The 13,622-nt window shown below is 72.8% G+C and carries 12 protein-coding genes and 2 pseudogenes; all 14 read right to left on the reverse strand.

The annotated features are described in order from the left end of the window. Positions 1-528: 528 nt before the first annotated feature. Positions 529-843 (reverse strand): DUF2469 domain-containing protein, encoded by a 315-nt coding sequence (locus tag AB0C78_RS31980; protein ID WP_151539670.1) that lies wholly within the window; start codon positions 841-843, stop codon positions 529-531. Then, positions 840-1,568: a ribonuclease HII gene (locus AB0C78_RS31985; RefSeq protein WP_360755100.1), complete on the reverse strand. Its 729-nt coding sequence runs from the start codon at positions 1,566-1,568 to the stop codon at positions 840-842. Before AB0C78_RS31985 ends, AB0C78_RS31980 begins: the two co-directional genes overlap by 4 nt. A gap of 269 nt (positions 1,569-1,837) precedes the next feature. Then, the gene (lepB, locus tag AB0C78_RS31990) at positions 1,838-2,764 is read right to left on the reverse strand and encodes a signal peptidase I (RefSeq protein WP_360755103.1); all 927 of its coding nucleotides are present in this window, start codon (positions 2,762-2,764) and stop codon (positions 1,838-1,840) included. Positions 2,765-2,933: 169 nt separating this feature from the next. Further along, a complete protein-coding gene (gene rplS, locus AB0C78_RS31995) occupies positions 2,934-3,284 on the reverse strand; it encodes a 50S ribosomal protein L19 (protein ID WP_067461562.1) in 351 nt (116 codons plus the stop codon). Between the two features lie 115 nt (positions 3,285-3,399). Further along, positions 3,400-3,945 (reverse strand): annotated as a pseudogene (locus tag AB0C78_RS32000) (tRNA (guanosine(37)-N1)-methyltransferase TrmD); the annotation flags it as partial. Positions 3,946-4,386: 441 nt separating this feature from the next. After that, positions 4,387-4,599 (reverse strand): annotated as a pseudogene (locus tag AB0C78_RS32005) (tRNA (guanosine(37)-N1)-methyltransferase TrmD); the annotation flags it as partial. Beyond that, complete coding sequence (gene rimM, locus AB0C78_RS32010; protein ID WP_151539666.1) at positions 4,596-5,108, reverse strand: ribosome maturation factor RimM; 513 nt, start codon at positions 5,106-5,108, stop codon at positions 4,596-4,598. The gene rimM and the pseudogene AB0C78_RS32005, both read right to left, overlap by 4 nt. Positions 5,109-5,242: 134 nt before the next feature. Continuing rightward, positions 5,243-5,485, reverse strand: a complete 243-nt coding sequence (locus tag AB0C78_RS32015) for an RNA-binding protein (protein ID WP_021598307.1) — start codon at positions 5,483-5,485, stop codon at positions 5,243-5,245. A gap of 1 nt (position 5,486) precedes the next feature. After that, complete coding sequence (rpsP, locus tag AB0C78_RS32020) at positions 5,487-5,936, reverse strand: 30S ribosomal protein S16 (protein WP_360755106.1); 450 nt, start codon at positions 5,934-5,936, stop codon at positions 5,487-5,489. Between the two features lie 353 nt (positions 5,937-6,289). Further along, positions 6,290-7,882 carry a signal recognition particle protein gene (gene ffh / locus AB0C78_RS32025; RefSeq protein ID WP_360755109.1) on the reverse strand — a complete coding sequence of 531 codons (1,593 nt, stop codon included), beginning with the start codon at positions 7,880-7,882 and terminating at the stop codon, positions 6,290-6,292. A gap of 149 nt (positions 7,883-8,031) precedes the next feature. Then, the gene (locus tag AB0C78_RS32030; protein WP_360755112.1) at positions 8,032-10,416 is read right to left on the reverse strand and encodes a [protein-PII] uridylyltransferase; all 2,385 of its coding nucleotides are present in this window, start codon (positions 10,414-10,416) and stop codon (positions 8,032-8,034) included. 7 nt (positions 10,417-10,423) lie between these two features. Further along, positions 10,424-10,762 carry a P-II family nitrogen regulator gene (locus AB0C78_RS32035; protein ID WP_131764050.1) on the reverse strand — a complete coding sequence of 113 codons (339 nt, stop codon included), beginning with the start codon at positions 10,760-10,762 and terminating at the stop codon, positions 10,424-10,426. Next, on the reverse strand, positions 10,759-12,102 hold the full coding sequence (locus AB0C78_RS32040) for an ammonium transporter (RefSeq protein ID WP_360755115.1): 1,344 nt from the start codon (positions 12,100-12,102) through the stop codon (positions 10,759-10,761). Before AB0C78_RS32040 ends, AB0C78_RS32035 begins: the two co-directional genes overlap by 4 nt. Before the next feature lie 267 nt (positions 12,103-12,369). Beyond that, a complete protein-coding gene (gene ftsY / locus AB0C78_RS32045) occupies positions 12,370-13,533 on the reverse strand; it encodes a signal recognition particle-docking protein FtsY (protein WP_360755118.1) in 1,164 nt (387 codons plus the stop codon). Positions 13,534-13,622: the final 89 nt, after the last annotated feature.

A 13,622-nucleotide genomic window follows, 5' to 3' on the forward strand; every position in this document is an offset into this window, starting at 1 on the left:
GCAAGTACCACCGCGCCTCAGGCAGGCGCCACCACGCCCGGTCAGTCGCCACCGCGCCCGGATAGGACCCGCCACGCCCCGGGCAGGACTCGACACGCCCCGGCCAAGTCCCGGCGCGCCCGGATAGGCACCACCACGCCCGGTCAGGCCCAGCGCGTTCGGCCAGGCACCACCACGCCCTGGGTGTGACCTGGCACGCTCCGGGCAGACACCACCACGCCCAGGGCAGGCACCACCACGCCCAGGGCAGGCACCACCACGCGCAGGACAGGCACCATCGCGCCCGGGCAGGGCGAGCACCATCAGGCCCGGGCTGGCACCACCGCGTCCCGTGGGCAGGCCGTGAGCGCGCCCAGGGAGCCGTCACGGTCACGTGGAGAGGGCGAAAAAGATAGGGAGCGTCGATGCCCTGTGCGCTCGCCCCGTAACGGGGCCGCACCCCTGAAGTGGGGGATCCGTCCGCGGGCGTGCAGGTAGGTCCCGGCCCTGGGGAGCGGTTCAGGGGGGCGGGTGGGGCTTGGGGCGGGGTCACTGGTCGGAAGGGAGTTCGAAGTCGCTCTTCGCGAGTTCCTCGACGTTGACGTCCTTGAAGGTGACGACACGCACGTTCTTGACGAAGCGTGCGGGGCGGTACATGTCCCAGACCCAGGCGTCCTGCATCGTGACCTCGAAGTAGGTCTCGCCGTTGTCGGCGCCGCGCACCTGCAGGTCGACCGAGTTGGTGAGGTAGAACCTCCGCTCGGTCTCGACGACGTAGGTGAAAAGCCCGACGACGTCGCGGTACTCGCGATAGAGCTGCAGCTCCATCTCGGTCTCGTACTTCTCGAGATCCTCGGCGCTCACGCCCGTGCCCCTTCCGTACGGCCCTCGCCGGGGACCTCCCCTTCGGTCTCCTCCCCCAAGGCCACCTCCCCATTGTTACGCAAGGCACGCCCGACATTGACGTAGGAGAACCGATGCTCAGGACAAGGTCCGTGCTCCGCCAGGGCCGCGCCGTGCGCGCGCGTCACATACCCCTTATGGACATCGAAGCCGTACTCGGGGTAGCGCTCATGGAGATCCACCATGATGCGGTCTCGGGTGACCTTCGCGACGATGGAGGCGGCGGCCACGCACGCGGCGACCTGATCGCCCTTGATCACCGCGAGTCCCGGGGCCTCCAGCCCCGGTACCGGGAACCCGTCGCTGAGGATGTAGGCGGGACGGGTGTCCAGGGCCGCCAGCGCCCGCCGCATGCCGGTGACGTTGCAGCGGTGCAGGCCGATCCGGTCGATGTCGTGGCAGGGGATGATGACGGCGCTCCACGCGCGCGCCCGCCTGGTGATCTCGGCGTACAGCTCCTCGCGGCGCGCCGGCGTCAGCATCTTGGAGTCGGTGAGGCCCTCGATCCGCCCGCCGCGTCCGCCCTGAAGGATCACGGCGGCGACGACCAGCGGGCCCGCGCAGGCCCCGCGGCCCGCCTCGTCGACGCCCGCCACGGGACTGAGCCCGGCGTGCTCCAGGGCGCGCTCGTAGGCGTGCAGCCCCGCGTCACGGCGTGGCGTGAAACGAAGTGGACGACCCTTCATGCTCCGCAGGGTACGTCGCCCGAACCCCCCGCCGCTCACCGAATGCCACTGTTCCGGGCATGTCCGCGATCACCCGGCCACCCTGACCAGCGACAAAGGGCTGCGGGTGCGCGGACACCGTGGCAGAGATCAAGCTACGACGCCTGTGCCCAGGGCGCAGGGAGCAGCTTGTCAGGAGCCGCACAGTGGCGTCGTGGACGATGCCACCGGAGACTGGCGATCTTCCAAACCTGCCCCGCTCATGGGCTGGTCGGCAGGGCCTGTTGGGGTTAGGAGCGGCGGTGGCGTCTGCGGCGCAGGTACGCGAGGGGAAGCGTGCCGAGAATGCCCAGGGCCATGGGGGTGGCGGGGGCAGCCATGGAGGCGGTCTTGAAGCCGGTCTGCTTGAAGGTGTCCGGGATCGGCAGGTTGTCGATGCGGTTCAGCGGCCAGACGATCACGAAGGCGCGGCCGATGACGCGGTCGGTGGGGATGGTGCCGCCGCCGGGGTCGCCGCGGTGGGAGCGGGAGTCGTAGGAGAGCTCGCGGTGGTCGCCCATGACCCAGAGCTGGCCCGGCTTCACGTAGGCGTCGAACGGCTCGTTCGACGGCTTGTTCTGCTCGTGGGTGACCGGGTCGGTGTAGAGGTAGGACTTCTCGTTCAGGGGGACGCCGTTGACGGTGACGCGGCCCTGGGCGTCGCAGCAGTGGACGTGGTCGCCCGGGACGCCGATGACGCGCTTGATGTAGTCCTTCTCGTTGGGCGCCACGCCGAAGGCGGTGCCGACGGCGCGCAGCGCCTTGGAGAAGGGGTTGGTCGGCTTCGAGATGTGGGTCTCGGGGTCCCAGGAGTCGAGGCCGTTGAAGACGACGACGTCGCCGCGGTGGATGTCGCGGGTGTGGTAGACGATCTTGTTGACGAGGACCCGGTCGCCGATCTGGAGGGTGTTCTCCATGGAACCGGACGGGATGTAGAACGCCTGGACCGCGAACGCCTTGATGACGAGGGCGAGGACGACCGCGACGACGATCAGGACGGGCAGTTCCTTCCAGAACGAGCCCGGCTTCTTCTTTTTCTTCTCGCCATCGTCGTCGGAATCGGAAGAGGCGGAGGAGGAGTCCTTCCCGTCCTCGGCGGAGTCGTCGTCGGCCGTCTCCTCGGCGGAGGTCACGGTCTCCTCTTCATCGGGCACCGCGCCCTCGGCTCCGGATCGCACGTCTCTCCGATCGTCCTCGTCAGTCATCAGGGACAAAGCCTAGCGGCGAGGCGCCCCGACCACCGGTCGGCTGGGCGTGTCGCCGTGCACCGCGACCGCCGTATCCGTCCGAAACGGGCAACGCCCCGGGCACCGCAGCGGGTTCCCGGGGCGTCGGCGGTCGGCGGGCTCAGAAGTCGCGCTTCTCCTTGATGCGCGCCGCCTTGCCGCGCAGGTTGCGCAGGTAGTACAGCTTGGCGCGGCGGACGTCGCCGCGGGTGACGACCTCGATCTTGTCGATCGAGGGGCTGTTGAGCGGGAACGTCCGCTCGACGCCGACGCTGTAGCTGACCTTCCGGACGGTGAAGGTCTCGCGGGCGCCGCCGCCCTGCCGCCGGATCACCACGCCCTGGAAGACCTGGATACGGCTCCGGTTGCCTTCGGTGACGCGCACGTGCACCTTCAGCGTGTCGCCCGGACGGAAGTCCGGGACGTCGGCGCGCATGGCGGCCTTCTCGATCTCCTGGATCAGGGTGTGCATCGCAGCGGTTCCTCTTGGTCGAACGCGGGCGTCGAGAGGCCCCATGGGACATGGGTGGGGGCGTCGCGCCGCGGAGAGTAGGTCTTCGTGCCGCGCGTACGAGCGCACGGACGCTTCAGTCTGCCATATCTTCGGCGTCAACCGGAAAACCGGCCTCCCGCAGCACCCGGCGATCATGCTCGTCGAGGGGGCCGGAGGCGAGGCGGGACAGCAGCTCGGGGCGGTGCCGGGCGGTGCGGCGCAACGCCTCGTCGCGGCGCCAGCGGGCGATCGCGCCGTGGTGGCCGGACAGCAGGACGTCCGGGACAGCGCGGTCCCGCCAGACCGGCGGCTTGGTGTAGACGGGGCCTTCGAGCAGCGACTCCATCGCGCCGGGGGCGAAGGAGTCGTCGGTCACGGAGTCGGCGTTGCCGAGGACGCCGGGCAGGAGGCGCCCGATGGCCTCGACCATGACCAGGACGGCGACCTCGCCGCCGGCGAGGACGAAGTCGCCGAGGCTGACCTCGTCCACGGGCATGCGGGTGCGGGCCTCCTCGGCGACGCGGGAGTCGATGCCCTCGTAGCGGCCGCAGGCGAACAGCAGCCACGGCTCCGCGGCGTACTCGGCGGCGAGCGCCTGCGTGAACGGGCGGCCGCTGGGCGTCGGGATGATCATGCGAGGGACGGCGCCGGCAGGTACGGCGGCGCCGGCCGATGCGGCGCCGGCCGATGCCGCGCCGGTCGATGCGGCGCCGGTCGATGCCGCGTCGGCCGATGCGGCGGCGTCGGGAGCGGCGGCGGCGTTGGCGGCGTCGGTCGATGCGGCGCCGGTGTTGGCGGCGTCGGCCGATGCGGCGGCGGAAGCGGCGGCGGCGTTCGCGGCGTTGGCGGCGTTCGCGGCGTTGGCGGCGTTGGCGGCGGTCGCGGCGGCGTCGGGGGCCGATGCGGCGTCGGGGGCCGATGCGGCGTCGGGGGCCGATGCGGCGGCGTTGGGAGTGGCGTCGGCGGCGGCGTTGGCGGCGGCGGTCGCGGTGGCGGTCGCGGTGGCGTTGGGGGGTGTGGCGTTGGGGGGTGTGGCGTTGGGGGGTGTGGCGTTGGGGGCGGGGTTGGGTGGGGCGAGGGTGTCCAGGGCTTCGCCCCAGGGGTCGGGCTTCATGACCATGCCGGGGCCGCCGCCGTACGGGGTGTCGTCCACGGTGCGGTGGCGGTCGTGCGTCCAGTCGCGCAGGTCGTGCACGTGCACGTCGAGCAGGCCGGCGCGGCGGGCCTTGCCCAGCAGGGAGATCTCCAGGGGCGCGAAGTACTCCGGGAAGATCGTGACGATGTCGATTTTCATGATCCGTCGAGCAGTCCGGGGGGCGGGTCGATCACGAGCCTGCCGCCGGGGACGTCGACCTCGGGGACGAGCGCGGCGACGAACGGGACGAGGGTCTCGCCGCCGGGGCCGCGCACGACCAGCAGGTCCTGGCCGTGGTGCAGGACGTCGGCGACCTCGCCGACGTCGGCGCCGCCGGTGGTGACCACGGCGAGCCCGATGAGCTCCTGGTCGTGGTAGTCGTCGGGGTCGTCGGACGGGGGGATGTCACCGGAGTCGACGACCAGCCAGGTGCCGCGGAGGGTCTCCGCGGCGTCGCGGTCGTCGATTCCGGCGAAGCGCAGGAGCAGGCGTCCCGAGTGCCAGCGGGCCCGTTCCACGGTGAGGGGGCCGGCGGACGCGGGATCGGTCGCGATCCGGGTGCCGGGGGCGAACCGGCCTTCCGGGTCGTCGGTGCGGACGTCGACGGTGACCTCGCCGCGGACGCCGTGCGGGCGGCCGATGCGCCCGACGGCCAGCGGGTCGCTCATCGGCCCTGCCCGTGGAGGGCGAGGGCACGAGGACCGGCGGGCCGGAGGCCCGCCGGTGAGCCGCCCCCGGCGGCGGCCGCGACGGCCGCCGCCGGGGCGAGCGTGCCCCGGCATGCGCGATGCCAGGGGCTCACTCAGCGGACCTCGTTGACGTCGAGCAGGTCCACGCGCACGTACCGGCCCCCGGACAGGGCGCTGATGACGGTGCGCAGGGCCTTGGCGGTACGACCGCTGCGGCCGATGACCTTGCCGAGGTCCTCGGGGTGCACGCGCACCTCCAGGACCCGGCCGCCCCTGATCCGGCGGGCGCGGACCCGGACGTCGTCCGGGTTCTCCACGATCCCGCGGACCAGGTGCTCGAGCGCTTCTTCGAGCACGTCAGCCCTCGCTCTTGGCTTCGTCGGTCTCGGTGGCCTTCGCCTCGGACTTCTTCGGCTCGGCCTTCTTCTTGGCGCGGGCGGCGGGGGCCTCGCCGGCGTCGTCGCCCATGGACTCCTTGACGGCGGCCTCGAAGGCGGCCTTCTTGTCGGCCTTGGGCTCGGCGACCTTGAGGGTGCCCTCGGCGCCGGGCTCGCCCTTGAACTTCTGCCAGTCGCCGGTGATCTTCAGCAGGTTGAGCACGGGCTCGGTCGGCTGCGCGCCGACGCCGAGCCAGTACTGCGCGCGCTCGGAGTCGATCTGGATGAGCGACGGCTCCTGCTTGGGCTGGTAGAGCCCGATCTCCTCGATGGCCCGCCCGTCACGCTTGGTGCGGGCGTCGGCGACGACGACCCGGTACTGCGGGTTCCGGATCTTCCCCAGACGCTTGAGCTTGATCTTGACTGCCACGGGTGTGGTGTACTCCAGACTTCATTACAGGGTGGGCGGCCCGTGCCAGGTGGGGAACACCGGCTCACCGCCGCCCGATGGACTCCGGCCGCGCAGGACGAGAGAGGGCGCCTCGCGGGTCCGGGTTTCCAGCCTGTCATTCTGCCAGATCGACACCGTGAACGCGCAATCGGCGGACGCCGTGTTGCCCTGCCGCAGAACATGGTGTTGCCCTGCTGGAAGACGCCGTGTCGCCCCGCCGCGGGACGCCGTATCGCACTACCGCAGGACGCCGTGTTGCCCTGCCGCGGGACGGCTCGCCGGAGGCTTTCGCGGGCCGGCGCACCGCCGTCGGGACGGTGCGCCGGGAGCGGTCACTTGTTCTTGCGGTTCTGGAGTTTGCCGAGGTCGGGCATCTGGAAGCCGGGGGGCAACTGCCCGCCGAGGCCCGGGGGCAGGCCGCCGCCGGCGCCACCGGGGCCGCCGAGGCCGGGCGGGAGCCCCTTCGGCATGCCGTCGGCCGCGGGCGCCTGCTCCTGGGGCCGCTTGCCGCCGGCGGCGCGCTTGCGCGGGTCGCCGCTGCGCTGCTTGCCCTTCTTCTTGGCGGCGGCCTTCGCGGCCTTGGCGGCCTTGCGGCGGCCTCCGGGCATGCCGGGCAGGCCCATCCCGCCGGCCATCTGCCGCATCATCTTCTGCGCGTCGAAGAACCGGGTGACGAGGCTGTTGACCTCGCCGACGCCGACGCCGGAGCCCTTGGCGATGCGGGCCCGCCGCGAGCCGTTGATGATCTTCGGCTGGGCGCGCTCCTGCGGGGTCATGGAGCGGATGATCGCGGCGATCCGGTCCAGGTCCTTGTCGTCGATCTGGCTGATCTGATCGCGGACCTGCCCCATGCCGGGCATCATCCCGAGCAGGTTGCCGATCGGCCCGAGCTTGCGGATCATCATCATCTGCTCGAGGAAGTCCTCGAGGGTGAAGTCCTCGCCCGAGGCGAACTTGGTGCTCATCCGCTCGGCCTGCTCGGCGTCGAACGCCTGCTCGGCCTGCTCGATCAGGGTGAGGATGTCGCCCATGTCGAGGATGCGGCCGGCCATCCGGTCCGGGTGGAAGACGCTGAAGTCCTCCAGCTTCTCGCCGGTCGAGGCGAACATGATCGGACGGCCGGTGATGTGCCGGACCGACAGCGCGGCGCCGCCGCGGGCGTCGCCGTCGAGCTTGGTGAGCACGACCCCGTCGAAGCCGACACCGTCCATGAACGCCTGGGCGGTGTTGACGGCGTCCTGGCCGACCATGGCGTCGACGACGAACAGCACGTCGTCGGGCTTGACGGCGTCGCGGATGTCGATGGCCTGCTGCATCATCTCGGCGTCGATGCCGAGGCGGCCGGCGGTGTCGATGACGACGATGTCGTGCTGGGCGTGCCGGGCCTGGTCGATGGAGCGGCGGGCGACGTCGACGGGGTCGCCGACGCCGCTGCCCGGCTCGGGCGCGAAGACCGCGACGCCGGCGCGCTCGCCGACGACCTGGAGCTGCTGGACGGCGTTCGGGCGCTGCAGGTCGGCCGCGACGAGCATCGGCGTGTGGCCCTCGGCCTTCAGCCAGCGGGCCAGCTTGCCGGCGAGGGTGGTCTTGCCCGCGCCCTGCAGGCCGGCGAGCATGATCACGGTCGGCGGGGTCTTGGCGAACCGGATCCGGCGGGTCTCGCCGCCGAGGATGTTGATGAGCTCCTCGTTGACGATCTTGACGACCTGCTGCGCCGGGTTCAGCGCCTGCGAGACCTCGGCGCCGCGCGCCCGCTCCTTGACCTGCGCGATGAAGTCCTTGACCACGGGCAGCGCGACGTCTGCCTCGAGCAGCGCGATGCGGATCTCGCGGGCCGTCGCGTTGATGTCGGCCTCGGAGAGCCGGCCCTTGCTGCGCAGCGACGAGAAGACCGTCGTCAACCGGTCGGAGAGCGTCTCGAACACGTGTCTGGACCGTCCTTGGAAAGCTTCTGGGATCGCCTATCAGCGTATAGGGTCACCGGCCGGTCCCCGCCCGGTCGCGCCGATCCCCGCCGGGGCGCGCCCGATCCGCCGCCCCCTGGACCCTTCGAGCCGGATTCCCCTGGCGGCGGTCAGCCGAGCGCGTCCAGGACGCGTGCGCGGACCGCCGAGAGCGCGGCGGGGTCGGTGATCGGGGCGCCGTCCCCGTCGACGACGTAGAAGACGTCCACGGCCTCGGCGCCCAGCGTGTCGACCTGGGCGGCGCGGATGTGCAGGCCGCAGGCGCCGAGGGCCTGGCCGATCCGCCACAGCAGGCCGGGCCGGTCGTGCGCGCGGACCTCGACGACGGTGGCGGTGTCGGACGCGTCGTCCACGATCATGACGCGCGGGGGCGGGACGGCGGCGCCCGGCCGGATCCGGACGGAGCGGGCGCGGCGGTCCAGCCGGTCGGCGACGTCGAGCCGGTCGGCGAGCATGCGGCGCAGGTCGGCCTCGAGGGCGGCGGGGTCGGGCGGGGCGCCGTACTCGGGGACGGCGGTGAAGTCGAGGACGGCGGTGCCGGTGTCGGTGGCCGGGGACGAGACGGTGCGCGCGGTGCGGACGGCGAGGCGGTGCAGGGCGAGGACGCCGGCGGCGCGCCAGAGCAGGCCGGGCCGGTCGGGCGCGGCGACGGTGATGCGGGAGCCGGTGACGCGGACGGCCGCGCCGTCGTGGCGGGCGAGGGCGAGCCGGTCGGGTCCGAGGACGGGCGCGGGCGGCGGGGTGCCGCCGGCCAGGGCGGCGGCGGCGCGGCGGGCGAGCTCGGCGACGAGCCGCGCCTTCCAGGCCCCCCAGGCGGCGGGGCCGGTGGCGTTGCCGTCGGCGACGGCGAGGGCGGCGAGGAGTTCGAGGATCTCGCGCTCGCGGCCGGGGACGGCGGAGACGGCGGCGGTGACGGTGTCGACGGTGACGGGGTCGTCGAGGTCGCGGCGGGTGGCGGTCTCGGGCAGCAGCAGGTGGTGCCGGACGACCGTCTCCAGGACCTGGACGTCACCGTCGGGAAAGCCGAGTCTCACGCCGACGTCATGGGCGACGACGGCGCCGCTGGTGGAATGGTCGCCGGGCCAGCCCTTGCCGATGTCGTGCAGCAGCGCGCCGACCAGCAGCAGGTCGGGGCGGGCGACCTCGCGGGTGAGGGCGGCGGCGCCGGCGGCGGTCTCGACGAGGTGCCGGTCGACGGTGAAACGGTGCACGGGGTTGCGCTGGGGGCGGTTGCGGACGCGTTCCCAGTCGGGCAGCAGCCGGACGATCAGGCCGGCCTGGTCGAGGGCCTCCCAGACGCCGATGGCGGCGGGCCCGGCGCCGAGGAGCGAGACCAGCGCGTCGCGGGCCTCCGGAGGCCAGGGCGCGGCGGGGAGGGCGGCGTCGCCGGCGAGGTGCGCGACGGTCGCGGGGGCGAGCGGGAGGCCGTTCTGGGCGGCGGCCGCGGCGACGCGCAGGACCAGCGCGGGGTCGCTGAGGTCGGCGTTGCGGGCCAGGACGACCTCGCCGTCGTGCTCGACGGCGCCGTTCCCCACGGGCCGGCGCTCGACGGGCGCGCGGCGCGTCCCGGTCGCGCGCGCGACGCGGCGCCACAGGTGGTCGGCCGCGTAGGTGACCGTCCGGGCGGCCTCGGCGATCGCGCTGAGCAGAATGTTGGCGTCCGCCATGCCGACGGCGTGGGCGACGGCTTCCTGCTCCTGCAGGACGAGCCGGTCGGTGGAGCGTCCGGTGGACTCGTGCAGGGCGTGCCGGATGTCGAGGAGCAGGTCGTGCGCGGCCATCACGCGCCCGTCGGGCGCGGAGGCGATCCAGGACGCGGCGACGGCCCGCATGACGTGGACGTCGCGGAGGCCGCCGTGGGCCTCCTTGAGGTCGGGTTCGAGGAGGAACGCCAGCTCGCCCCGCTGCTCCCAGCGCTCGCGGCACAGCGCGGCCAGTTCCGGGAGCCGGACGCGGGCGTCGGCGCGCCAGTCGGCGAGGACGGCGGCGCGCAGCTCGTCCACGAGGGTGTGGTCGCCGGCGATCCGGCGGACCGTGAGCAGCCCGAGCGCCGCCTTCAGGTCGGCGCGGGCGACGGTCCTGGCCTCGGCGACGGTGCGGACGGAGTGGTCGAGGCGCAGGCCGGAGTCCCAGATCGGGTACCAGATGCGGTCGGCGATCTCGCCGATGTCGGGGCGCCCGCGGTGCAGCAGCACCAGGTCGAGGTCCCCGCCGGGGGTCAGTTCGCGGCGCCCGTGGCTGCCCACGGCCGCGAGCGCGACGCCGGAGGGCCCGGCCTCGGGGGGCGCCGCACCGGAGGACGCGCCGCCGGGGGCGGGGCCGGAGGGCGGGGTGGCGGGGGGCGCCGACCGGCCGGGGACGTCGTCGCCGGCGGCGGCGAGCAGGGCCGCGAGGCGGCGGTCCAGATCGCCGGCGCGGACGGCCCGCGCCGCCGCGAGGGCGGCGCGGGCGGCCTCGGGAGCCGTGTCTCCGGTCGGAGGATGGACGAGGGTCACACCGCTCCTACAGGGCTTCCGGGCCGGTCTCGCCGGTCCGCACGCGGACCACGGTGTCCACGGGGACCGCCCAGACCTTGCCGTCGCCGATCTTGTCGGTACGGGCCGCCTTGACGATGACGTCGATGATGTCGTCGGCGTCCTCGGCGTCCACGAGCACCTCGACCCGCAGCTTGGGCACGAGGTCGACCTTGTACTCGGCGCCGCGGTAGACCTCGGTGTGGCCCTTCTGCCGGCCGTAGCCGCTGGCCTCGCTGACGGTCATCCCCTTGACCCCGAAGGTCTCCAGCGCCGCCTTGACCTCGTCCAGCTTGAACGGCTTGATGACGGCGGTGATCAGCTTCACGCGTCGGCCTCCACCTTCTTGTCGGGCGACACCGCACGCGGTGCCGCGGTGCCGGGTACGGCGGCGCGGGAGGCGCCTCCTCCCGCGGGCGTGAGATCGTACGCGGTCTCGGCGTGCGCGGTGACGTCGATCCCGGCGGCCTCGTCGTCGGCGGAGATCCGGAACCCGATGGTCTTGTCGATGATCTGCCCGATGATCCAGGCCATCACGAACGAGTACAGGCCGATCACGACGGGGCCGAGCGCCTGCAGGCCCAGCTGGTGCGCGCCGCCGCCGTAGAACAGGCCCTTGTGCTGGCTCGGCAGGAACGGGTAGGCGGCCAGGAAGCCGAGCGACAGCGCGCCGATCGCGCCGCCGACCAGGTGGACGCCGACGACGTCGAGGGAGTCGTCGTAGCCGAGCTTGTACTTCAGGCCGATCGCGTAGGCGCAGACGACGCCCGCGATGGCGCCGAGGACGATCGCCGCCCACGGGTCGACGAACCCGCACGCCGGGGTGATCGCGACGAGGCCGGCGACGGCGCCGGACGCGACGCCGAGCGTGGTGGCGTGGCCGTCGCGCAGCTTCTCGACCAGGGCCCAGGCGCCCGCGGCGACGGCGGTGGCGATCTGGGTGTTCATGAACGCGAGGCCGGTGGTGCCGTCGACGGCGAGCTCGGAGCCGGCGTTGAAGCCGAACCAGCCGAACCACAGCAGGCCGACGCCGAGCAGCACGAACGGCAGGTTGTGCGGCCGCATCGGCTCCTTCGGCCAGCCGCGCCGCTTGCCGAGGACGAACGCCAGCGCGAGGCCCGCGGCTCCGGCGTTGACGTGCACGACGGTCCCGCCCGCGAAGTCCTCGATGCCGAGCTTGTTCAGCCAGCCCGTGCCCCACACCCAGTGCGCGACCGGGAAGTACACCAGCGTGGCCCAGGCGACGGTGAACGTCATCCAGGCGCCGAACTTGGCACGGTCCGCGATGGCGCCGCTGATGAGCGCGACCGTGATGATCGCGAACGTCAGCTGGAACATCGAGAAGACCATGGTCGGAATGTTGTCGCTCTGGTCCTTCAGCAGCCCTTCGGAGACCTGGGTCGCGACGCCTTTCAGCCCGACGGCGTCGAATCCGCCGATGAACTTGTTGACGAAGGAACTGCCGTTGTCGGTGAAGGCGATGGAGTGCCCGAAGAGGACCCAGAGGATGGTGACGCTGATGATGGCGCCGAACGACATCATCATCATGTTGAGGACGCTCTTGGCGCGCGTCATGCCGCCGTAGAAGAAGGCGAGCCCGGGTGTCATGAGCAGCACCAGCGCCGCTGCCGCCAGCATCCAGGCGGTCGCGCCTGTATCGATCTTCATCTCGGAGAGTGCCCCTCCTCGACCGGAAACGTGGATGCCCCGAGATTCCTGGGCGGCCGTTTCACCGGCGCGCCGCCCGTGTTTCCGGAGTGTGAAACCCCGCTACGGCATGTTTCGCGGCTGTTTCGGAACCCTCACCGCCTTACCCGTCCGTTGGCAACCGTTTGCTTTTCCCCGGGTCATGCCCCGGTCCAGGTGAAACGGCGCCCGGAAAGGGCGGCGCCCCGCGACCGCAACGGGTCGCGGGGCGCCGCGGGACGCTTCCGCTCAGTCGCCGAGGATCGCGTCCACGAACGCCTCGGGCTCGAACGGGGCGAGGTCGTCCGGGCCCTCGCCGAGCCCGACCAGCTTCACCGGGACGCCCAGCTCGCGCTGCACCTGCACGACGATGCCGCCCTTGGCGGTGCCGTCGAGCTTGGTCAGCACCACGCCGGTGATGTTGACGACCTCGGCGAACACGCGGGCCTGCTGCATGCCGTTCTGCCCGGTCGTGGCGTCCAGGACGAGCAGCACCTCGTCCACCTCGGCCTGCTTCTCCACGACCCGCTTGACCTTGCCGAGCTCGTCCATCAGCCCGGTCTTGGTGTGCAGCCGGCCCGCGGTGTCGATGATCACCACGTTGACCTTGGTGTCGATGCCCTGCTTGACCGCGTCGAAGGCGACGCTGGCGGGATCGGCGCCCTCGTCCTTGCGGACGACCTGCGCGCCGACCCGCGAACCCCAGGTCTCCAGCTGGTCGGCGGCGGCGGCGCGGAAGGTGTCGGCGGCGCCGAGCAGCACGGTGTTGCCGTCGCCGACCAGGACGCGGCCGAGCTTGCCGCAGGTGGTGGTCTTGCCGGTGCCGTTGACGCCGACGACCATCAGCACCGCGGGCCGGGTGCCGTGCGGCTCGGTGCGCAGGGAGCGGTCCAGGTCGGCGCCGATCTGCTTGACCAGCTCCTCCTTCAGCAGCGCGCGGACCTCCTCGGGGCTGCGGGTGCCGAGCACCTGCACCCGGGTGCGCAGGTCGTCGGTGACCTGGCGGGCCACGGCGGCGCCCATGTCGGCGGTGATGAGGGTGTCCTCGATCTCCTCCCAGGCGTCGTCGTCGAGGGTGTCGCGCGACAGCAGCCCGAGCAGGGTCTTGCCGAACGCGGACTGGGAGCGCGCGAGCCGCGCCCGGAGCCGGACGAGCCGCCCCGCGCCGGGCGGCGGCTGCTCGATCTCGATGGTGGGCGGCGGCGGTGCCGCCTCGGTGGGCGGCGCCCGCTCGATGGTGGGGGCGGCGGCCTCCGCCTCGTCGACGGCGGTCGCGCCGTGCTGCTCGGCGGGCGGCCGCTCGGCGGGCGGGACCGGCGGACGGCGGCGGCGGACCGGGCGGCGCAGCAGCGTGACCCCGCCGATGATCAGCGCGACCGCGCACAGCGCGACGATGACGATCACATATTCCATAGCGTCCCCAGTTTTCCAGACCGGCGGTGCTGGGCCGAACACCCCGCCGAACGCTCGCCGAACGCCGGCCGCATGCCCGCCGATCACCC

Source organism: Actinomadura sp. NPDC048394 (assembly GCF_040651755.1).
GTDB classification, from domain to species: domain Bacteria; phylum Actinomycetota; class Actinomycetes; order Streptosporangiales; family Streptosporangiaceae; genus Spirillospora; species Spirillospora montaniterrae.